Source organism: Collimonas arenae, from assembly GCF_000786695.1.
Taxonomy (GTDB): domain Bacteria; phylum Pseudomonadota; class Gammaproteobacteria; order Burkholderiales; family Burkholderiaceae_D; genus Collimonas; species Collimonas arenae_A.
The window spans coordinates 1,590,190-1,611,858 of record NZ_CP009962.1 but is presented as its reverse complement, the minus strand read 5'-3'; the positions used below and the strand labels follow the sequence as shown (position 1 = coordinate 1,611,858).

Annotated in this window: 19 protein-coding genes; 9 read left to right on the top strand and 10 right to left on the bottom strand. The window is 56.3% G+C overall.

Features of this window, described 5'->3' with window-relative positions:
* Nucleotides 1-156: 156 nt before the first annotated feature.
* From LT85_RS07300 to LT85_RS07290, 3 genes are read left to right on the top strand one after another with little or no spacing between them, the layout of a single operon-like run.
* Entirely contained in the window at nucleotides 157-2,361 is a 2,205-nt protein-coding gene (locus LT85_RS07300) for a TonB-dependent siderophore receptor (RefSeq protein WP_081992137.1), read from the top strand.
* A gap of 11 nt (nucleotides 2,362-2,372) precedes the next feature.
* Nucleotides 2,373-3,413, top strand: coding sequence for a PstS family phosphate ABC transporter substrate-binding protein (locus LT85_RS07295; protein ID WP_038495380.1), 1,041 nt, complete (start codon nucleotides 2,373-2,375; stop codon nucleotides 3,411-3,413).
* Between the two features lie 19 nt (nucleotides 3,414-3,432).
* On the top strand, nucleotides 3,433-4,491 hold the full coding sequence (locus tag LT85_RS07290) for a PstS family phosphate ABC transporter substrate-binding protein (protein WP_052134821.1): 1,059 nt from the start codon (nucleotides 3,433-3,435) through the stop codon (nucleotides 4,489-4,491).
* Between the two features lie 25 nt (nucleotides 4,492-4,516).
* Here LT85_RS07290 and LT85_RS07285 read toward each other — a convergent pair whose 3' ends face one another.
* Both LT85_RS07285 and LT85_RS07280 read right to left on the bottom strand, forming a co-directional pair.
* Nucleotides 4,517-5,014 carry a DinB family protein gene (locus LT85_RS07285; protein ID WP_038487042.1) on the bottom strand — a complete coding sequence of 166 codons (498 nt, stop codon included), beginning with the start codon at nucleotides 5,012-5,014 and terminating at the stop codon, nucleotides 4,517-4,519.
* Between the two features lie 233 nt (nucleotides 5,015-5,247).
* Nucleotides 5,248-6,099 carry a PIG-L deacetylase family protein gene (locus tag LT85_RS07280; protein ID WP_038487040.1) on the bottom strand — a complete coding sequence of 284 codons (852 nt, stop codon included), beginning with the start codon at nucleotides 6,097-6,099 and terminating at the stop codon, nucleotides 5,248-5,250.
* A 178-nt stretch (nucleotides 6,100-6,277) separates the two neighbouring features.
* On the opposite strand from LT85_RS07280, the gene LT85_RS07275 reads away from it, so the two are divergent.
* Both LT85_RS07275 and recJ read left to right on the top strand, forming a co-directional pair.
* On the top strand, nucleotides 6,278-7,351 hold the full coding sequence (locus tag LT85_RS07275; protein ID WP_038487039.1) for a hypothetical protein: 1,074 nt from the start codon (nucleotides 6,278-6,280) through the stop codon (nucleotides 7,349-7,351).
* Entirely contained in the window at nucleotides 7,348-9,042 is a 1,695-nt protein-coding gene (gene recJ, locus LT85_RS07270; protein ID WP_038487037.1) for a single-stranded-DNA-specific exonuclease RecJ, read from the top strand. Before LT85_RS07275 ends, recJ begins: the two co-directional genes overlap by 4 nt.
* A 32-nt stretch (nucleotides 9,043-9,074) precedes the next feature.
* On the opposite strand, the gene LT85_RS07265 is transcribed toward recJ, so the two are convergent.
* Together LT85_RS07265 and LT85_RS07260 are read right to left on the bottom strand one after the other, a co-directional pair.
* Nucleotides 9,075-10,082: a GlxA family transcriptional regulator gene (locus tag LT85_RS07265; RefSeq protein WP_052134819.1), complete on the bottom strand. Its 1,008-nt coding sequence runs from the start codon at nucleotides 10,080-10,082 to the stop codon at nucleotides 9,075-9,077.
* Nucleotides 10,070-10,672, bottom strand: coding sequence for a DJ-1/PfpI family protein (locus LT85_RS07260; RefSeq protein ID WP_038487035.1), 603 nt, complete (start codon nucleotides 10,670-10,672; stop codon nucleotides 10,070-10,072). The genes LT85_RS07265 and LT85_RS07260 overlap by 13 nt, the downstream gene beginning before the upstream one ends.
* A 177-nt stretch (nucleotides 10,673-10,849) precedes the next feature.
* On the opposite strand from LT85_RS07260, the gene LT85_RS07255 reads away from it, so the two are divergent.
* Both LT85_RS07255 and LT85_RS07250 read left to right on the top strand, forming a co-directional pair.
* On the top strand, nucleotides 10,850-11,227 hold the full coding sequence (locus LT85_RS07255) for a type II toxin-antitoxin system RelE/ParE family toxin (protein ID WP_052134815.1): 378 nt from the start codon (nucleotides 10,850-10,852) through the stop codon (nucleotides 11,225-11,227).
* Nucleotides 11,224-11,505, top strand: coding sequence for a helix-turn-helix domain-containing protein (locus tag LT85_RS07250; RefSeq protein WP_038487032.1), 282 nt, complete (start codon nucleotides 11,224-11,226; stop codon nucleotides 11,503-11,505). The genes LT85_RS07255 and LT85_RS07250 overlap by 4 nt, the downstream gene beginning before the upstream one ends.
* A 24-nt stretch (nucleotides 11,506-11,529) precedes the next feature.
* Here LT85_RS07250 and LT85_RS07245 read toward each other — a convergent pair whose 3' ends face one another.
* Entirely contained in the window at nucleotides 11,530-12,237 is a 708-nt protein-coding gene (locus LT85_RS07245) for a hypothetical protein (RefSeq protein WP_052134814.1), read from the bottom strand.
* Nucleotides 12,238-12,488: 251 nt separating this feature from the next.
* Between LT85_RS07245 and prfB the strand changes: the two genes are divergently transcribed.
* Both prfB and lysS read left to right on the top strand, forming a co-directional pair.
* Nucleotides 12,489-13,593 (top strand): peptide chain release factor 2 gene (gene prfB / locus LT85_RS07240; protein ID WP_156117462.1). Its coding sequence is split into 2 segments (ribosomal slippage): nucleotides 12,489-12,569 and nucleotides 12,571-13,593, totalling 1,104 coding nucleotides; the frame shifts between segments, so codons are not numbered across the junction.
* Between the two features lie 87 nt (nucleotides 13,594-13,680).
* Nucleotides 13,681-15,207: a lysine--tRNA ligase gene (gene lysS / locus LT85_RS07235; RefSeq protein WP_038495368.1), complete on the top strand. Its 1,527-nt coding sequence runs from the start codon at nucleotides 13,681-13,683 to the stop codon at nucleotides 15,205-15,207.
* Nucleotides 15,208-15,402: 195 nt separating this feature from the next.
* Here lysS and LT85_RS07230 read toward each other — a convergent pair whose 3' ends face one another.
* The 5 genes from LT85_RS07230 to fae all read right to left on the bottom strand — a co-directional run bounded on the left by LT85_RS07230 (nucleotide 15,403) and on the right by fae (nucleotide 21,652).
* Nucleotides 15,403-17,028 carry a GMC family oxidoreductase gene (locus tag LT85_RS07230; RefSeq protein WP_038487026.1) on the bottom strand — a complete coding sequence of 542 codons (1,626 nt, stop codon included), beginning with the start codon at nucleotides 17,026-17,028 and terminating at the stop codon, nucleotides 15,403-15,405.
* Nucleotides 17,028-18,272 carry a mandelate racemase/muconate lactonizing enzyme family protein gene (locus LT85_RS07225; RefSeq protein ID WP_038487024.1) on the bottom strand — a complete coding sequence of 415 codons (1,245 nt, stop codon included), beginning with the start codon at nucleotides 18,270-18,272 and terminating at the stop codon, nucleotides 17,028-17,030. The genes LT85_RS07230 and LT85_RS07225 overlap by 1 nt, the downstream gene beginning before the upstream one ends.
* On the bottom strand, nucleotides 18,269-19,570 hold the full coding sequence (locus LT85_RS07220) for an MFS transporter (RefSeq protein WP_038487021.1): 1,302 nt from the start codon (nucleotides 19,568-19,570) through the stop codon (nucleotides 18,269-18,271). The genes LT85_RS07225 and LT85_RS07220 overlap by 4 nt, the downstream gene beginning before the upstream one ends.
* A 58-nt stretch (nucleotides 19,571-19,628) precedes the next feature.
* Nucleotides 19,629-21,053: an aldehyde dehydrogenase gene (aldA, locus tag LT85_RS07215; protein ID WP_038487019.1), complete on the bottom strand. Its 1,425-nt coding sequence runs from the start codon at nucleotides 21,051-21,053 to the stop codon at nucleotides 19,629-19,631.
* 95 nt (nucleotides 21,054-21,148) lie between these two features.
* Entirely contained in the window at nucleotides 21,149-21,652 is a 504-nt protein-coding gene (fae, locus tag LT85_RS07210) for a formaldehyde-activating enzyme (protein ID WP_038487017.1), read from the bottom strand.
* Nucleotides 21,653-21,669: the final 17 nt, after the last annotated feature.

Below are 21,669 nucleotides of genomic sequence, written 5' to 3'. Positions count from 1 at the left end.
CCTCCGATTATAGAAGCAGTGGCGGCAAGCCGCTGCCGCGCACAAAATCCTACCCATCAATAACGATAATGATTCTCATTTATGTATAATGCCGGTATAAATAAATCATGAAATCATAAAATCATAAAATCATCAACAATCGGCGAGGATAACGTTTTGAAGAAGCAGATAGCAGGCATATGTTCGGTCGTGCTGGCCCATGGCGTCATGGCGACAGAGATAGCAAACGACGATACAGCGCGCAAGACGGGGAATCCGACGACGCAGGTTGGCAGCACACCAAAAGCGGCCGTGACCAATGAGAATGTCCTTCCAGTGATTTCAGTCAAAGCGACCGCCGATTCCCGGCCGCAGGCAGAAAACGGCTATCAGCCTAAACGCGCCTCGATTGCCAGCCGCAGCGACGCCGCCCTGATCGACGTACCGCAGGCGGTCAGCGTAGTCACCTCGCAATTCCTGCAAGACCGCCAGCCAGGCAGCCTGGCCGATGCGCTGGATACCGTCTCCGGCGTCCGCATGGGCAACACCCTGGGCGGCACGCTGGACGCAATCATCAAACGCGGCTTCGGCGATAACCGCGACAATTCCATGCTGCGCGACGGCATGCTATCGGTACAGCCGCGCAACTTCACCCCTACCACCGAACGCGTCGAAGTGCTGAAAGGCCCGTCATCGATGCTATACGGCAGCATGGATCCGGGCGGCGTCATCAACGTCATCAGCAAAAAGCCGCTGCTGGAAGCGCAGCATTCGGTCACGTTGAGCGGCTCCAGTTATGGAGGCCTCAACGAACAGATCGATCTCACCGGACCTATCGGCGATTCGGGACTGGCTTACCGGTTAATCGCCGATCACCGGCGCAACAATTACTGGCGCAATTTCGGCGAAATCACCCAATCGGTGGTGGCGCCATCGCTGGCCTGGTATGGCCGTGATACCACCTTGTCGTTCGCCTACGAACACATGAACTATTCGGTGCCGATCGACCGCGGCACCATCATCGATCCTCGCACCGGCAATCCGGTCGCGGTTCCCAAGGAACGTCGCTTCGACGAAAACTACAATGCCTCCGCCGGTCGTTCCGACGCAGTCAACCTGCGCTTCGAGCACCAGATCAACCAGGACTGGACTGTGCGCGGCGGCTACGGCTTCAGCCGTAGCTACTACAACGACTGGCAAGCCCGCGTGCTGTCAGTGAACTACGCCACCGGCATCGCCACCCGCCGCGTCGACGCTACCCAGAACGGCGTGCAGTCCGCGCATACGCTGACCTTGAATGCAGAAGGAAAAATCCGTTGGGGCGGCATCTTGCACGATATCGTCGGCGGCGTTGACTACATGCGCAACTACCGCGTGCTGGGCGACCTCTATCGCGGCCCCAGCAATAGCCAGTTCAATATTTACAATCCGGTCTACGGCCAGCTAACGCAGGCCGGCAGCAAGATCAGCCCGGCCGATAGCGACCAAACCGACAAGCTGATCTCGCGCGGCGTTTTCCTGCAGGATTCGATGCATCTGGATGAGCGTTGGATTGTGCTGGCCGGCCTGCGCTACGAATACTTCAACGAACTGACCGGCAAAGGCCGCCCGTTCAAGGTCGGCAGCGAAGTTGCCGCCGGCCGGACGACGCCGCGCGCCGGCGTGGTCTATAAGCTGGCGCCGGACTGGTCGATGTACGCCAGCTACAGCGAATCCTTCAAGCCCAACACCTCGATCGCCACCCCCATCGGTACCCTGCCGCCGGAACTAGCCAAGGGCTACGAAATCGGCTCCAAGCTGGAGACAGACAATCTGACTGCCACCGTCGCCGTGTTCGATATTCAAAAGCGCAACATCCAGACCACCGAGACCATCGGCGGCATCAACTACACACGCAATGCCGGCAAGGCCCGTTCCCGCGGATTGGAGATGGACGCTAGCGGCCGCCTCACGCAAAATCTGAGCGTGGTGGCCAGTTATGCTTACACCGAAGCACGTTACGCAGATGATCCAAAGCTGGCAGGCAATCCCTTGCCGAATACGCCAAAACACGCAGCGTCCCTGTATCTGACGCGCGATTTCGGCGTCTCCCATGTCGGCCCGGTTGAAGGCCGCATCAGAGCCGGCGTGGGTGCACGCGTGTTCAGCAGCTTACCGGTAGGCGACGGCACCGGCAAGGTCTACCATCTGCCCTACGGGCGCGTGGCTGACGCCTTCGTTTCCTGGGATACCCTGGTCGCCGGCCAGGCTATCGACTGGCAATTCAATGTAAAGAACCTTTTCGATTCGACCTACTACACCGCCAGTTGCTGCAGCGGCACGCCATTCGTCAACATCGGCGCAGGCCGCGAATTGACGCTTAGCGCCAAGCTGAATTTCTGAAGATGATCGAGATGAATCCACTTCAGAAAGTGAAAAAATGCAAAACAGCTGCCCTGCTGGCCGGCGCGCTGTCGCTCCAGGGCAGCGCGGCGCTCGCCGCTGCGCCGGAGTCGCTTCCGGACTATCTGCCGCATGCCGTGCGCCTGCCGCCGCAAGCCAGTTATCTGGACGAGACGGGCGCCATCCGCATTGGCGGCGCCGAACACGCGCAGTTCATCATCGATCGCTTTAACGCCTTGTTCAGCGCCAGTCATCCGGGCCTGCGCTTTACCGATCACATCAAAGGCACAACCGCGACCATCCCATTGCTGACTTACGGCCGGATGCTATTCGGCCCCATGGGACGTACGATCAATAACCTCGAACTGCAAGCCTATGAGAAAGCAGTCGGCGCCGCACCATTGGAAATTCGTATTGCCCACACCTCCGACAATGCGCAACAGGAAATGTCATATTCGCTCGGCATCTACGTCAATCGCGCCAATCCGGTCGAACGCATGAGTGCGTGCCAGGTAGCGCGCATATTCAGCAACGGCAATCCGGAGGGAGACCTGTCGCGCTGGGGTCAGCTAGGCGTCGGCGGTGAATGGAAAGAACGCATCATCCATCCTTTCGGAACGCCAGAATATACCGGCATGGGAACGTATATGCAGTCCGAGCAATTGCAAGGCCGCACTTTCGCATCCACCTACGAACAATGGGGCAGTACCGAAGCCATCTTGAAAAGGCTGGAACAAGATCCGGCCGGCATTGCGTTTGCCGCCATCGGACGCGAGAGCGCGACACTCAAGCAGGTAGTCATCGTCTCTGAAGATGGTCGCACCGAGACGCGCGGCAGTCGTCAGGATGTCTCTTCCAGCATTTATCCTTACGGTCGCTATGTCTATTTTTACTTGCAGCGCGTGCCAGGCCAGCCGCTTGATCCTGTCGCTAAAGAATATCTGCGCATGGTGCTGTCACGGCAAGGCCAGCAGATCATTGCCAGTCAGCCGGACGGGTACATTCCGCTCACCGCTGCCGAAGTCAGCACCGAGCTGCGCAAACTAGACTGAACCGGACTCCACTATCGTCATGCCAACAAAATCACACAAGCATATTCGCGTGCCGTCGCCGCTGTCCGTGCCGCTAATCACCCTACTGGCGCTCTGCGCTTTTACATTTAATGCGAACGCCGGCCCGGCTGCCGCGAACATCCCTGACACCGCTGAAACAAATTTTGGCGATCGCACCGCTAACGAGTCATATCTGCTGCTGGCTGGCGCGGACGACATGAATGATATGCTTAAGCAGTTCAATCTCCGGTTTGCCGCTGCACAGCCAAACGTCAACGTCAAAATGGTGCTCAAGGGTAGCGTGACCGGATTACCGGCACTGACCGCCGGCGCAGCCTCCATGGCGCTTTTGACGCACGATCCCAGTCCGGCTGAGATTTCCGCCTTTCGACAGGTGTGGGGCTATGCACCGCAAGCGATCCGTATCGGCTACGCCGGCTTCGGGCCAGACTCCCGGCACAAGCTGCCGCCCGCCGTGTATATCAACCAGCGTAATCCTTTGACCAGCCTGACTACGCAACAGCTGACGCAGGTATTCACAGTCGGAAGCGTCGCGGGCGATATCAATTTCTGGTCCCAACTGGGACTCAAAGGCGCGTGGGAACAACGGCGCATTCACCTGTATGGTTTGCGCGACAATGGCGGCATCGCCACCGCCCTGCGCAGCGAACATCTAGGCAAACAGCCATTTTCTCCACAGTACGAAGCACTGGCCAGTCCGCAAGCCGTGCTCGATGCGGTCGCCGACGATCCTTACGGCATCGCCCTGCTTGGTCCGGCGACCATCGGCCCAAATGCTGCAGCGCTACGCATATTGCCTCTGGCGTCGGCAAACGGCGCAACACCCATTACCCCTTCTCGCGGAAATGTAGCCGCTGGAAAATACCCACTCTCGGTGTATGTTCGGATCTATGTCAATCGCGCACCTGGCAAGGCACTGGATGCATCGGTCAAAAATTACCTGGAAACGTTGTTGTCTCCCGCAGGACAGGGCTTGATAGCAGATGTAGCAGAAGCTACCGGCTATTTGCCATTGTCTGCCGACGATCTGCTGCAAGAAAAGAAAAAACTGGACTAGCGGATTCAGGGCCAGTACAAACCATTCAGCTGGAATGTTTACCGCTGTGCAAAAAAACAGTGAGCGTATCCCGTTGCGGCGGCACGCCGATTTGCGTCAGGATCCGCCCAACTGCGCCACGATGGTAGTTGCCATGCGTGACCACATGCATCAGCATCTCGGCCCGCGACATCCGTCCAGGCGATCCGTCGACGAATGTGAAATCCACATTTTCAGCAAGTTCTGCTTCGGATACCTCGCTTGCATATGACAACAGCCACCGATCCATCTCGGCGACAGCATCGCGCAGATCGGCAAGTACCGGCGTGGCTTCCGTATTCAAACCCTTGTATGTGTGCCGCTGGCGTTGCAGGTTGGCTTTGAAGATGCAATCCACCACATAGACGTGATTGAGGATGCGGATGACGTCGTGAATTTCACGCTCATGGGCATCCTCGGGCAAGGCGCCGATGGCGGAAAACAAGGTGTCGTTGGCCCAGGTTTTGTATTCAAACAGGGTGGTAAACAGGTTTTGTGCGTTCATGATGGCTAGCGTCGCATAGCTAATTGAAAGATGTACAAACGGATAAAAAAGCAAGTAATATCTACAAGAACCTATTGTGTTTCCCAAATCGTCATATTTCTTTCTCGGCCAACATTTGGCTAAGAAAAACCTCCAAATACACAAGAGTTCGCTGCCCAGTAGCCACGTTCTTCAAAACAGGAAAATAGCAGATAAAATATATTTCTCTGCCAAAGAATTTAATCGATAAGCCACTAGAGATCAAAAAATTCTCTCGGGTCACTATATGCTGCGTCAATCAGCGAAGCGACACTCAAGTAACCTAATCCATATCTTCCTGCATCAGGGTCCCACAATTTGTATTGATCAAGAGCTTTCCGCTTCAATGTCATCCATGCATCTGGAAGATTAACAACATACTGTCCGCCTCTTTGCGAATATGGTTTATTAAATTCATAAATTCTATAAAAACGAAAATCAGAAGAAACGCCTTTGTTTCGTACTATATTCGCAGCCTCCCAGCAAGCTAGATGAGTAGGATTGGCGGGGAACGGTTCAGCGCATGAAGTACAACCATCATTCGCAGCCAATTTATGAGATGCCCCAGGGTACTGCTTCTCGAAAGACTCAATGATTGACGCGACCTTTTGAACAAAGGCGGGATAAGTATTAGCATCATACGCGTTACGATCGTCAAGCCCTTGAGCAAAATTAACAATAAAAACCTTATCAACTCCAAGAGCCAATCCGCTAGCAACAAACTCAGATCGGCGGCCCCACATCATTTGTTCAAGCGTAATTGGGAGCCTCCCGATATTTCCCAACTTCAAATTAACCAGGGTCAAAAGACCATCATTCACTCCATTCGTTAAAAGGACGAGGAAGACCTTGCGGCCGGCAGCCTTGTGTTCTGCTATCGCACCAGCCATGCCAATGGCCTCGTCGTCTTGATGCGGTGAATAAAATATAGCGGGCGAGCTAATCGGTTGTCCTACTACAGAAGTAATTCCGAATGCATAAGTTGCACCTCCTGCTAACAACCCGTTTCCAATTTTCTTCATCAACTGCCTTCTAGATATCGGAATATTTAGGGCTTCAAATTTCATATAGATCTCCGAAATTAAAATATTAATTGTGCACTAAATCTTCCCTTTATCTGATACACAATCTCTTGCTAAAGAAAAAAGTTCTTTACTGACTTTCTGGATATGTAGCTTTGAAGTCTGGCAATCAGATCAAACAAAGGATTTCTCACGCCGAGACTGTTTGCCCTACAATCTCGCCATGAGTCATTTAACTATCCTATTGCCATTTGGCCTGCCGCGGCCGGAACTGGCACGCGATTTACTGCGCGAATTGAAGCTGCCAGCCCTTGCCACTCTGGTGGCACGCGCCAAAAAAGAGGATTCGCGCCGCGAATTCGACGAATTCGCGCGCGCCTTGCCACATGAAATGTGGTTAAGCGCGCAATTTCCCTTGCTTTCGTTTGTTCCAGCGAACCTCTTGCCAGGACAGGATGTGCAAAACAGTCCCGCCCTCGCCTGCGCCGCCATGCGCGCGCTGAGCTTACCTGTGGAACAAGGCAACTGGTTCATGCTGCATCCGGCGCACATCCATATCGCCCGCGACCATCTGGTGCTGACGGACATCCGTCAGATCGACTTGTCCGAGGTAGATGCGCGTGAATTGTTCGATGCTGCGGCGCCGCTGTTTGCCGAGGTGGGCAGAGAGCTGCTGTATGGCGACGCCAACACCTGGTTCATGCGCGCCGATGGCTGGCACGGCTTGCTGACCTCGACGCCGGACGCCACTTGCGGGCACAACATCGATATCTGGATGCCGCAAGGCGAAGGCGCCCGCGACTGGCGCAAGTTGCAGAATGAAGTACAGATGCTGTGGTTTGCCCATCCTTTGAACGAACGTCGCCAGATACAGGGCAAGCAGGCTGTCAACTCCTTGTGGCTGTGGGGTGGCGCGCCAGCTACCGTATCAAGCCCCGGCCAGCGCGAAGTATTCAACCTACCGGACGGCTTCCGCGGCCTTGGCCAATATGCCAGGACGGTGCTGGCCAATGCCAGCGCCGCCGACGTCATCGCGGCCAGGCCGGAAAACGGCCTGCTGACGCTGGATCTGCTGATCCAGCCGGCGCTCACCGGTGAATGGTCAAGCTGGCTGGAACAGCTGCAAACTCTGGAAAGCAATTGGTTCGCGCCTCTTCTGCAAGCCATGCAGCAAGGGCAACTGGATCAGCTCTCGCTAATCGTCACCGATAGCAGCCACGTGCTTGAACTGCACACCAGCCGCTTCTCGCTGAAAAAATTCTGGCGTAAGCCAAGTCTAACCAGATTGCTGCCATGACGCGTATCACTACCCGCCCCTACTCTTTTCGCGACTCTGAACGGCTGCATCAAAGCGGCATTCATCCGGTCCTGGCGCGCGTATATAGCGCGCGTGGTTTGCTTGATGTCAAGGAACTGGAAAGCGAACTGACGGCGCTGATACCGCCTTCAGGGCTGTTGCATATCGACGCCGCCGCCAGTTTCCTGGCCGACGCCATCGCTGCGCAAAAGAAAATGGTGATCGTCGCCGACTACGATTGCGACGGCGCCACGGCATGCGCAGTCGGCCTGCGCGGCCTTCGGCTGCTGGGCGCCAATATCGACTTTATCGTACCGAACCGGTTTGAATATGGCTATGGCCTGACGCCGGAAATCGTCGAACTGACCGCGCGCGAGAAATCGCCCGATATCATCGTCACCGTCGACAACGGTATCGCCAGCATCGATGGCGTCGAGGAAGCCAACCGGCGCGGCATCGAAGTAGTCGTCACCGACCATCACTTGCCTGCAGATACCTTGCCGGCGGCGCGCGTCATCGTCAATCCGAACCAGCCTGAATGCGGCTTTCCAAGCAAAAATCTGGCGGGCGTCGGCGTCATGTTTTATGTCTTGCTGGCGCTGCGCGCCGAAATGCGCAAGCGTGGCGTGTTCGACGCCAAGAGCCAGCCGAAACTGGACGTGCTGCTGGATCTGGTGGCGCTCGGCACCGTGGCCGACGTCGTCAAGCTGGACGCCAACAACCGTATCCTGGTGGCGCAAGGCCTGAAACGCATGCGCGCCGGCCGCATGCATGCAGGCATTGCCGCCCTGTTCCGCGCCGCCGGCCGAGAAGCACGCCGGGCCACTCCTTTCGATCTGGGCTTTGCGCTGGGACCGCGCCTGAACGCCGCCGGCCGCCTGGCCGATATGGCGCTCGGAATCGAATGCCTGACTACCGACGATGAAGGCCGGGCCTGGGCCATCGCTCAGCAACTCGACACCATCAATCGCGAACGGCGCGATATCGAGGCCGGCATGCAGGATACCGCGCTGGCTTTGCTGGACGATTTCAAGCCGCAAGATAGTACGACCATCAGCGTCTTCGACGCTTCCTGGCATCAGGGCGTGATCGGTATCGTCGCTTCACGCCTCAAGGATAAATTCTATCGGCCGACGATTACCTTTGCGCCGGGAGGCGAAGGGCTGATCAAGGGTTCGGGACGCTCGATTCCCGGTTTTCATTTGCGCGATGCGCTGGATCTGGTGTCCAAGCACGCGCCTAGCCTGATCCAGAAATTCGGCGGCCATGCGATGGCCGCGGGACTGACGATTCGCGCAGATGCGTTTGACGCCTTTGCCGAAGCCTTTGAAAAGGTCGGTCGCGAATGGCTCGGAAAAAGCCAGCTGGAGCGCGTGGTGGAAACCGACGGGCCGCTGGAAGACGCTTACTACACGACGCAATTCATCGAACTGATGGATGGACAGGTATGGGGCCAGGGTTTTGCGCCGCCACTGTTCTGCGACGAATTCAGGGTGGTCAGCCAGCGCATCTTGAAGGAGAAGCATTTGAAACTTCAGCTGGAGCGGAACGGCACGCGCTACGACGCGATCTGGTTCGGTCATACTGATGAGCTGGGGAGCAAGGCTAAGGTGGCGTTTCGACTGGATGCCAACGAATATAACGGTGTGACCAAGGTGCAACTGATGGTCGAACATGCCGAGCCAATGTAGTCTCCAGGAGAAGGGAAATTCTCCTACCCTTTTTAAGCGTTCGCCTGCCGTTGCTGGCTGGGTGGGAAATTTTCGAATTTGCTCCACACTCGCCGTAACTGACGGGTTGAATTGAAGCCAGCCTGTTGCGCTACCTGCTCCATGTCCAGCTTGGACTGGGTGAGTAACTCCCGCACCAGCGCAACGCGGATGCGCTGGATGTAATCAACCAGGCTGCTGCCGGTATGTTCGCGGAACAAGCGCGTCAGGTGCCTTTCGCTGGTGCAGGCGATCTCGGCCAGTTGCGGCAAATCCCAGTCGTTGGCGGGATCGCGGATCACGGCATCTTGCACCCTGTGCACCGCAGGATGCAGATGATTGCGGCAAGCGAGCCAAGGCGACAACTGCGGATCACTGCCGGCGCGCCTCATGTACACCACTAGTGAACGGGCTATCGAGGCGCTGCGGGCGTGACCGGTAATTTGCGCCACGACATGCAGGGCCAGGTCGATACCGGTAGTGACGCCGGCGCTGGTGTAGATATTGCCGTCTTCAACAAATATCCGGTTTTCCAGCACATGCGCACGTGGCGCGATACGTCGCAGGTCGTTGCAATGACTGTGATGCGTGGTGCATTGACGGCCATAGAGCAACCCTGCATAACCGGCCAGCAAGGCGCCGGTACAAATGCATAGCAAACGATGCGAGTCCCGCCAGTTGGCGCGCAGCCAGGCTACCGCACGCTGATCGGCAGCGCTGCTGAAATCGTCGTCGCTACCGGTACAGCCGTTCAGTATCAGGATCGCGTTGGCAGGAAGGCTGTCTGGCAAGGGCTCGAACCCGCTCAAACTCAATCCGATGGATGTGCTGATGCTGGGCGCGGCGCTGATATAGCGCACGTCGAAAAAATCGGCCCGCTCTTCACGCTGCGCAATCCGGTTGGCATAGCGCAGCACTTCCGCCGGACCGATCAGGTCAAGCGCCATGGTAGCGTCCCGCAGCAAAAAATAGACCGGAATGGCTGCTGCGGCAGCATGCATGTTGTCGGCTATTGCAGCCATCGATACTCCATCTGTTTGGCGGTGGCTTCGGCGAGCGGACGGCCGGCCAGGCGTTCGACCAGATGCAAACTCATGTCTATACCTGCCGAAATACCGCCGGAAGTCACCACTTTACCGCAATCCATCCAAGGAACGTTACGCTGCACGTTCAAAGCCGGAAAACCGGCTTGCAAGGCATCCTGGTCTTCCCAATGCGTAGCAACATCCAGTCCATTCAACAAACCTGCCTTGGCCAGCAAGAAAGCGCCGGTGCAAACCGACGCCGTGATGACCGTACCAAGCGATTGGGTTGCAATCCAGTGAATTACCGCGTCGTCATTGAGGATTGCAGCAACGTCGCCGCCCGGTACCAGCAGCACGTCAATGTCTGCAGATGGCGCCAGCACGCAGTCGGGTAATACTTTCATCCCGCCTCTTGCACGCACCGGCCGCATGGCTGGCGCTACAAGGAAGCACTTGAACAGGTTTGCCGCTGCGCCGTTGCCGTTGCTCCGGCCATGGACCCTCGCAGCTGTCGAAAACACTTCATACGGCCCTGAAAAATCCAGAATCTCCACATCGTCAAATACTAGTATTCCTACGCTCAACATCTTTTTTCCTCATCTGCTTTACATGCAGCCCGAAGACCGGACTGCCCCCGTTGAGATCGATGTTAGGTCAGCAGCCAATATCCTGAAATGCTCGCTGTAGACATAATGCGGACAAAACCGGACATCCTTGAAACAGCCTGATGGAAGCCGTCAGCGACACTATGAAACGGATACAGCATGTCAATCGATGCCAATTGCAAAACATATCCAGTTCAGTATAATCAACCTGTCAAACCCGTATGTTTTCTTGGAGACTCGCTGAAACGCTTACGCGAATTCCCCGAAGATGCGAGGCAAGATACGGGGTATCAATTGGATAAAGTGCAAAGAGGCAAGCAACCGGACGATTTCAAACCGATGCCGTCCATAGGCAAGGGAGTAGAAGAGATCCGCGTTCGGGATCTGTCCGGCATTTATCGAATCGTGTACACAACCCGGCTTGTCGATACCGTATATGTGTTGCACGCCTTCCAAAAGAAGACGCAAGCCACACCTAAAAGCGATATTGAATTAGCCAGGAGTCGCCTCGCGCATTTGATGAAAGGCAAAAAATGAACAAGACTGAAAACTACGCAAGCATCTGGGACGCAATCGCCGATTCGCCTGAACAGGCTGCGAACCTGCGCACCCGCTCTGAGTTGATGCAAAAAATCGCCGAAATCGTCCGGCAAAGCGCATGGACGCAAACAGAAGCCGCCACTCATTGCGGTATCAGCCAGCCCCGCATCAACGATCTTCTGCGCGGCCGCGTATCGCGTTTTTCTCTTGATGCATTGGTGAACATCGCCACGGCGCTGGGCCGCCGCGTGCATCTCGAACTGGAAGTTGCCTGAAGCCCGCGCCTCCTACTTTCCCCCTTAACGCACCGGCAAGAATTGCAGGAATGTCCCGCCCACCAGATTTTGCAGATAACTGATGCCGGCGCGGCGATACTTCTCGGTGGTCATCTCGGCCAGCAGGTCGATACGGGCAATGATCTTGCCGAACTCCCGCTCGAAACTGATGTTGTGTTCACTCTCGCTGATATCGTTGGAGAGTAACAAGGGCTGGCCCGCCGCATTTTTTCGGCTATTAAGTATCCAAGAGGCAATTTCCATATTGCGCGCTGCGTTGTAGAGATACTGGGCATCGAAACTGTCGATCAGGTAGAACTTGGTCTTGCCGCCGTGGGCAACGATGATCATGTCCGCAGCGCCATAAATGAATGCCGCCGCGCGGTCGCCACTGAAATCCGGCGTCAGCGCCAGTGACAACGCCTGGATATCGTGCTTGCCTTGCAATTCGGGCCAGGGCTGGCGCGATTCGATGGCGTCGCGCACGCGCTTGATCGCCAGTTCCCGGTTGGTAGCCGTTTTTTTCCACTCCGCCGGGTTGCGCCGGTACAACTTATCCAATAAACGATACAAGCTGTCCAGGTTGTCATGCATGCCGAGGGTGGCGATGCGATTGACATCGGACTGCGCCAATTCTGTACCGCTGGTAGACGCACCCTGTACTTCGCCATGCGGCGCAGGCGTCGGCGCCATCAGGCCGCAGGCGCCGAGTGCAAAGCATAGCGGAATCATCCGTATCGACGATGGCAAAAAGGCATTACATCGTAACTTAAGCGGCATAAGCGTCAGAGCCGGGCTTGAGAGTTATCAAGCGCAATCCATTGTAAAGAAGACCCCGCTTCGATTACCGCCATATCGCAATGGTTCACATTCCTTACGATTTGAGACAAAACCAGCCCGTATCCATGCCAAATGGCAAACAGCGGCGCCATCTACCATGCTGCTGGCGTATAATTTAGGGTTTGATTGCAAAAGAGCCAAAAATGGAAGCCGAACGCTTAAATTCCCTGCAAAACCTGCTCGCGGACCTGACCAGCCGCGAAGCCGAACTTCGGAGGTATCTTTGACTTCGATACGAAGTTAGAGAAACTCGACCAGGTCAATGGCGAACTGGAAGATCCGGAAGTCTGGAATGACCAGAAACGCGCCCAGGACCTGGGTAAAGAAAAGAAATCGCTGGAAGCCATCGTCCTGACGCTGACCAAGATCGAAGCCGATCTGCGCGACACCTCGGACCTGTTCCAGATGGCCCGCGAAGAACAGGATGAAGACACGGTAGAGGCTGTCGAAGCCGATACCGAGACATTGCGCAAGCTGGTGGAAGGCATGGAATTCCGCCGCATGTTCAGCAACCCGATGGACCCGAACAACTGCTTCATCGATATCCAGGCAGGCGCTGGCGGTACCGAAGCGCAGGACTGGGCGTCGATGCTGCTGCGCCAATATCTGCGCTATTGCGAACGCAAGGGTTTCAAGGTCGAGATCCTGGAACAGTCCGACGGTGAAGTCGCCGGCATCAAGACCGCAACGCTGAAAGTCGAAGGCGAATATGCCTACGGTTTCCTGCGCACGGAAACCGGCGTCCACCGCTTGGTGCGCAAATCGCCGTTCGATTCCGCCAACGGCCGCCACACTTCGTTTTCCAGCCTGTTTGTGTATCCTGAAGTGGATGATTCGATCGACATCGATGTCAATCCTGCCGACGTTCGCGTTGATACCTACCGCGCGTCCGGTGCAGGTGGGCAGCACATCAATAAAACCGACTCCGCCGTGCGCCTGACGCATATGCCGTCCGGAATCGTGGTGCAATGCCAGAACGACCGCAGCCAGCACCGCAACCGTGCCGAAGCATGGGACATGCTGAAAGCCAAGCTGTACGAACTGGAATTGCGCAAACGCATGAGCGAGCAGCAAAAGCTGGAAGATTCCAAGACCGACGTCGGCTGGGGTCACCAGATTCGTTCCTACGTGCTGGACCAGTCGCGCATCAAGGATTTGCGTACCAACTTTGAGAGCGGCAATACCAAGGCCATTCTCGACGGCGACCTGGATGACTTCATCGCGGCATCGCTTAAGCAAGGCGTTTAATTTATCCATGCAGCCACGGGCCATGCCCGTGGTATGCAACGCATTGCTCCACAGACGTTTCACTGCATCACTTATAAAGACACTGACATGACGACAGACAATCAGCAACCACCTGTCCCGCAAGACGAAAATAAAATCATTGCGGAACGCCGCACCAAGCTCGGCGCTTTGCGCGGCCAGGGCGTGGCCTTCCCGAACGACTTCCGCCCTACGCATAAGGCTGACGCTATCCAGGCTGAATACGCCGCTCAGGATAACGAGACGCTGGACGCCGCCGCAGTCAAGGTCGTCGTAGCGGGCCGGATGATGCTGAAACGGGTGATGGGCAAAGCGTCCTTCGCTACCTTGCAAGATGCCTCCGGCAGCAAGGCCGACGGCCGCATCCAGCTGTTCATCACCAAGGAAAACATCGGCGAAGCCGACTACGACAGCTTCAAGCACTACGACCTGGGCGACATTCTCGGCGCTGAAGGCACGCTGTTCAAGACCAAGACCGGCGAACTGTCGATCAAGGTAACGACCCTGCGCCTGCTAACCAAGTCGCTGCGCCCGCTGCCGGACAAATTCCATGGCCTGGCCGACCAGGAAACCAAGTATCGCCAGCGTTATGTCGACCTGATCATGAACGAAGACACGCGCCGCACTTTCAAGGCGCGCACCGCCGCGATGTCGTCGATCCGCCGCTTCATGGAAAAGAACGACTTCATGGAAGTCGAAACGCCGATGCTGCACGCCATTCCCGGCGGCGCAGCGGCCAAGCCGTTTATCACGCATCACAACGCACTGGACATGCAAATGTTCATGCGTATCGCGCCTGAGCTGTATCTGAAGCGCCTGGTGGTCGGCGGTTTCGAACGCGTGTTTGAAGTCAATCGCAACTTCCGCAACGAAGGTGTGTCGCCGCGCCACAATCCAGAATTCACGATGATGGAATTCTATGCGGCTTACGTCGACTATCAATGGCTGATGACCTTCACTGAACAAGTGATTCGCCAGGCAGCGGAAGATGCGCACGGCACCGCCACCCTGACCTACCAAGGCCGCGAGCTGGACCTGAGCAAGCCGTTCCAGCGCCTGACCATCGTCGGCGCGATCAACAAATATGCACCGCAATACCAGGATGCACAGTTGCAAGACGCCGAGTTCATCAAGGCTGAACTGAAGAAATTCGGTGTCAAGCCGCACGCTCACGCGGGTCTCGGCGCGCTGCAACTGGCGTTGTTTGAAGAAACCGCAGAATCGCAGTTGTGGGATCCGACCTACATCGTCGACTATCCGGTTGAAGTATCGCCATTGGCGCGTGCTTCCGACACAGTGCCAGGCATCACCGAGCGCTTCGAACTGTTCATCACCGGCCGCGAAATCGCCAACGGCTTCTCCGAGTTGAATGACTCGGAAGACCAGGCCGCCCGCTTTCAGGCGCAGGTTGCCGCCAAAGACGCCGGCGACGAAGAAGCCATGTATTACGACGCCGACTACATCCGCGCGCTGGAATACGGCATGCCACCGACCGGCGGCTGCGGCATCGGCATCGACCGCCTGATGATGCTGATCACCGACTCGCCAAACATCCGCGACGTGATCCTGTTCCCGCACCTGCGCCGCGAGGACTGATATGCAGCATATGCGCTAGCGGCTTTCTCGCCACCATGCGCAGTTTAAATGGGGCCCGAGTAATTTACGACAGACTTTACCGTCGTAAATTACTCGGGCCCCATTTCACGTCCCACAGAGCAAAAATCTTGATAATCAGTAAAATTAATCCGACTCTGACCCCAATTGTTTTATTGGGGTCAGAGTCGAATTGTTTTACACTGCGCGCTGGCGGTGATCGGCCAATATCTGCTCTGCGCCCTTTTCCGCCACCATCATCACCGCGGCATTGATATTGCCGGACGTGATGTTGGGGAAGATCGACGCATCGATCACGCGCAGGGCTTTGACGCCATGCACTTTCAGCTGGTTCGATACAACAGACTTCTGCTGGTCCGGCCCCATCGCGCATGAGCCGCACAGATGATAGATCGATCCGGCCTGCTCCCTGAAAAATTGCAGCATGCTGGCGTCATCGCTTACCGCAGTCGCGGGCGATACCTCTTCCACGATGATTTTCTTGAAGGCCGGCGCCTCGATCAGCTTGCGTATCAAGGCGCCGCCCTGTATCGCCTCGTCTATGTCCTTTTGCGTGCTCAGGTAATTCGGCATGATCCTGGCTGGCACGCCGACATCTTTATCCGCAATCTCGATGGCGCCGCGGCTGCTGGGACGGCATGGATTGAAGAACAGCAGGAAGCCGGAATACGGGTCCGGCTTCAGTTTCGCCTTCGGATTCTTGGGAATCTGGTAGGACAAGGGATTGAAGTATAGCTGCAGGTTCGGATGCTGCTCCTGCATGCTGCCTTTGAAAAAACCGCCGGCCTGGTTGACGCTCATCGCCAGCGGACCGCTGCGCTTGAACAGGTATTGGATCCCCGCCCGCGCCTGTCCGAACAGCGATCCCAATTCGTCATTCAAGGTCTTTTTATTCGCCTTGAAATAAAACGATACGCACAGATGATCCTGTAAATTCTTCCCCACTGCGGGCAGATGCTGGACCAAGGGAATCTCATGCCTAGCAAGTAATTCGGCATCGGCAACGCCGGACAGTTGCAGCAGTTTAGGCGAATCGACCGCACCCGCCGCCAGGATCACTTCCTTATTGGCAGTAAATACCCTGCGCAGACCGTTTTGTAACACTGCGACGCCGACTGCGCGCTTGTCCGGATCAAACAGGATCTGTTCAGCCTGGGCGCGGCATTCCAGCGTCAGGTTAGGCCGCTTCAAGGCCGGATGCAGGTAAGCGTAGCTACTGGAATCGCGTCTGCCTTTACGTATATTGGCTTCGTAGATACCCGCACCCTCGAAGCTGGCGCCGTTGAAATCATCATTCAACGGATAGCCGAGTTCCTTACAAGCCTGGAGGTAGTCCTGACAGATGGGATGCGCATCGTGCTTCATCTGGGTGATGCCGATCAAACCCTTGGCATTGTGATAGGCGGTATCGCCGAGCGGATGCGCTTCCAGTTTCTTAAAGTAAGGCAGCACATCTTTATAACCCCACCCCGGATTCCCGGCAGCTTCCCAATCGTCAAAATCACAAGCCTGGCCGCGCACATAAATCATCGCATTGATATTGCCTGACCCACCCTGCACCTTGCCACGCGGCGCATACAGGCGACGCCCTGCCATCTGCGCTTCCGGTTCGCTGTAGTACATCCAGTTGTATTCCGGGTTGTAGTATGTCCGGGCGAAACCGACCGGTATCTTCAGCCAGTAGGAATTATCCCTGCCCCCCGCTTCCAGCAGCAACACACTGTACTTGCCCGATTCGCTCAGGCGATTCGCCAGAATGCAGCCAGCTGAACCAGCGCCGACAATGATGAAATCGAAAGCCATTATTTACTCTCTGCGCGCCAACGGTTTTTCCAGCTATCGGAAGATTGATGCTTGACGTCAAACGGCTTGGGGTCCATCGAAATATGCAATTTATCGCCGGTGTAGGGCGAATTGGCCGCCACGACATCCATATTCAACTCTACCCCAAGACCGGGCTCGGCCGAAGGAATAATGAAACCGTCTTCCCAGACTATCGGCTTCTTCAGGATCTCTGAATGGAAACCGTCCCAGTTGCGGATGCTTTCCTGAATCAGGAAATTCGGCGTCGCCGTGGCCAGCTGGATGCTGGCGGCGGCGCCGATCGGGCCGTTGTACAGATGCGGGGCAATCTGCGCGTAATACACTTCGGCGATGGCAGCGATTTTCTTGGCTTCCAGGATACCGCCGACGCGGCCCAGGTTCATTTGCAGGATCGAAGCGCCGCCACGGTTCAACAGATCGAAGAATTCATACTTGGTAGTCAGCCGTTCGCCGGTGGCGATCGGGATGCTGGTCTTGCCGGCCACCACTGCCATCGCATCCGACTGCCCGGGCGGCACCGGCTCTTCAAACCACAGCGGATCGTATTTTTCCAGCCGCTTGGCGAGACGCACCGCCGATGCCGGTGACATCTGTCCATGCGTACCGAACAACAGGTCGCATTTGCTGCCGACTGCATCGCGAATCTTGCGGCAAAACTCTTCCGATTTGTCCATCACTTCCAACGACAAGTGATGACCGGAGTAAGCGCTATATGGCCCGGCCGGGTCGAACTTCACCGCGGTAAAACCCTGCTTCATCATATCCACCGCGCACTCCGCCGCCAGGTCGACATCATCGTAGTCGTACTCTCCCTTGCCGTTCTTCGGGTACAAGTAAGTATAAGAGCGCAGGCGCTCATGCACCTTGCCGCCAATCAGTTCGTAGACCGGCTTGTTGGCGGCTTTGCCGATGATGTCCCAGCAGGCCATTTCCAGGCCGCTGACGATACCCATCATGGTCAGGTCCGGACGTTGGGTAAAGCCGCTCGAATAGGCCGAGCGGAAAAAGCGTTCGATATGGTGCGGATCATGATTCAGCAGGTGGCGTTCGAAGGCGTCATCTATCGCCGGCACCATGACCTTGGGGTGGAAGGTCGATGCATATATCTCGCCGACGCCTTCGATGCCGCAATCAGTCTTCAACGTCACGAAGATCCAGTACATGCCGCCGAAATACGGCGGCGGCACAGCGACGATATGAGATTGCATTGATACGATTTTCATGACGATGCCTTTTCCTTCTTTATAGATTTTTTAAAATAGAACACGCCGGCCGCGCCTAGCAAGCCGCACAGGGCGATATAGCCGTAATACACCTTGAAACCTGCCATGCCTGGATACATGCCAAGCAATGCAGAATTAATTTCCGGCAGGAAGACATCCGGCAAGTAGCCGATCATGGACACCAGGCCGATCGCCAGGCCGATAACCCGCGCCGGCACCTGGCACTTATCCAGTAGTGCCCAATACAAACCGCGCACGGTGTAGCTCATGGTGCCTACCAACAATACGAATACCAGCAGCACATAGGTATTGATGTATTGCGGCAAAATCATCAGGCCAACCAGGCCGGCTGCAGCCAGTAGCATGGCGCCGGCCAGCACGCCTTCGTTCGAATATTTATTGCCGAGAAAACCGCCGCCGATACCGCCGATAGGCCGCATCCATAATTTGATGACGGTAATGGTGCCGGCGGCGACGGCGTCCATGCCATGTCCCTGCCGCAAGAACGATGAGAACGAATAAGTCACCCAGAACAGCTGGTAGCCGGTAAATATGATGAAAGCCATCAGCCACAACTGAGGGATCCTGAGCAGGATGCGCAAACCGGCAATCAAGCCGATCTTGACTTCGCTGCCAAGGCTGGATGTCTCCGCGTCGTCGCGTTTATCCAGAAAGATAAAAATCATCATGGAAACCAGGAGGCAGCCGATCGAATACATATATACGATGGGTTGCATGGCTTGCTGGCTAGAAGCCGCATTGTGCGTCATGTAGGCAAAGATGCTCAAGGCTGCGGTCGCCAGCAACGCCTCGATCAACCCCCGGCCGCCATCAAGAATCCCGAAAAAACGCCCCTGTTCTTCCCGCTTGGCCAATAGCTTGACGCTCTTGATCAGCGCCGCCCAGAACGTCAGCCCTGCGCCTATGCCCCAACCGGCAAAGATCAGCGGCAAGAATTGCTTGTCCGGGAAGCTGGCAAACCACAACCCTAAAAATCCCACCAAAGCCAGAGAAAACGGAAGCAGGATCCGCGCCGAAATCTTGTCTGCCAGCCATCCACTGGGGCCGTAGGAAATCACATAGATAATGCCGAGTAATGCGTAACTGTTCTCAAGTTCGTCCTTGCTAATGCGGAAGGCATCAAGGATCGTGAGTTCGTAGTTTTGCCGCAGGTATAGCATCGGATAAATAATGCCGGCGGCCAGCAGCAATAATGCAAACTGAAAATAACGCTTCAAATCTTGTTTTTTCTGGCTTGCTACAGACGCGGGTGGTGCTACTGCCAAGGTATCTATCATGTCTCCATCCTGTGAGCCTGACGCGCCTTCTGGGTACGCTATGCCGGCAAAAACACTTCTAATATTTCATGACTACCAGGCGGGTCTGGGTGAATTCCAGCATGCCGTGCTTGCCGTCATCGCCACCCAGGCCGGAACGTTTCCAGCCAGCGTGATATCCCTGGTAGGGATCGGCCGGAGTCCGGTTGATGTACAACTCGCCGGCTTCAATGTTGTTGGCTACCTGCATGGCGGTACGGTAATCGGCGGTGTAGATGATCGACGACAAGCCGAACTGATGATCGTTGGCCATTTCCAAGGCTTGCTCCACCGTGTCGTATTCGACCACGCACAGCACCGGACCGAACACTTCCTCCTGCACGATTTCCATCTCTTGCCGGCAGTTGCTGAGCAAAGTCGCCGGATAGAAAAACCCTTTGCCGTCGGGAATCACACCACCGGCTTCCAGCGTCGCGCCATCGGCAATCGCCCGCACTACCATTCGATGCGCATTGTTGCGCGCCTCCGCATTGATCAACGGCCCCATATGCGTAGGATGTTGCGCACGGTTACCGCATTGCCGGCTGCCGAATTTCTGCTTGAGCAGGGCAATCAGCTTTGCCGCCACCTTGCGGTTGACATAGACCCGCTCCACCGCCGTGCAGAGTTGGCCGCAGTTAGTGGTTTTGGAACTGGTGATTTCTGTCGCCGCCAGTTCCAGATCCGCATCCGCTTCGACAATCACCGGCGTCTTGCCACCCAGCTCCAGCGAAGATTTGGCGATATTCGCCTTGGAATACTCCAGCACCTTGCGCCCCGCGCCGACGCTGCCGGTGAGAGTGATCATGCCCACTTTGGGATGGGTGCAGACAGTTTCCGCCACCTCGTGCTGCATGCTGACGATATTGACGACGCCAGCAGGAAAGCCTGCATCCAGCACCGCTTGCGCCACCTCGAAAGCCGAACAAGGCGTGTTGTTGCTTGGACGGACCACGACGGTATTGCCAGCGATCAGCGCCGGTGCGATCTTGCGCAACAAGGTATATACCGGATAGTTAAACGGGATCAGGCAAGCGACGACGCCAATCGGCTCACGCATCAGCAGCAGGTTTTCCGACGGCGAATCGCTGGGAATAATCTCGCCCTCGATACGGCGCGCCCACTCAGCGTGGTAACGCGTGATTTCGGCAGCGTAGATTGCTTCATTGCTGGCGTCGTTCAAGCTCTTGCCCGATTCGGCCGCCAGCGCCAGGCCGATTTCCGGGGCGCGCGCCAGCAAGGCATCGGCCAGCTTATGCAGGTATTTCGCCCTCTCCACGCCCGGCAATTTACGCCACGATTTCTGCGCGGCGGCGGCCGCATCCACCGCACTGCGCGCCTGCTCCGCAGTGGCGGCGGAAACCTGTCCGACCAGTTGCTCGGTGGCCGGATCGTACACGGCAATAAGGTCTGCATTTTTCGGCTCGACGAATCGATTACCGATGAAATTCTTATAGATGCGCATGACAAACTCTCAGAAATTGAATGGACCAGACCAAGATAGCAGCTTCTTAACCTGGCCGGACCAGCTATGCAGGCATGCGTTGCAGCCGAAGAAGGTTATTTTTTCGGTGTATAGAACGGATTGGAAATACTTCCCAGCGCCTCGGCCAGTTCCTTGCGGCTAGGCCAGCCTTTGGCCAGCGCACGCTGCGCCGCCAGATAGGTTGCCTCGCAATTATTGGCATACACCTGGTCCGCATCATCGGCCTGCGGGTTGACCCACACCGCCGCCACAGCGATCCATTCGTCTTCCGCTTCCGGCGGCAGCACGCCATCCAGCAGCGCCTTGGTCACGCCGTAGGCGACGCCTGCCTGCGCCGGCCCCCATGTCATGTTTTCATGATTGGGTGTGGTCAACACCGCCTTGCCGATGAATACCGTGGTCGGCTTGACCGGCATGTTCGGCTTCAATACCGCCTGGAACGGGATGTGTCCCGGGCCTGGGCTGCTGGCGGCGGTTACTGTTGCCGTTCCCATGGGGCCGTTTTTAGGGCCGAGGAACAAATTAATGTGCGCCGCATTCGGACCGCTGCCGCAAAAACCTTCGCCAATCTTGATCATGTAAATTCCTTGTCGCG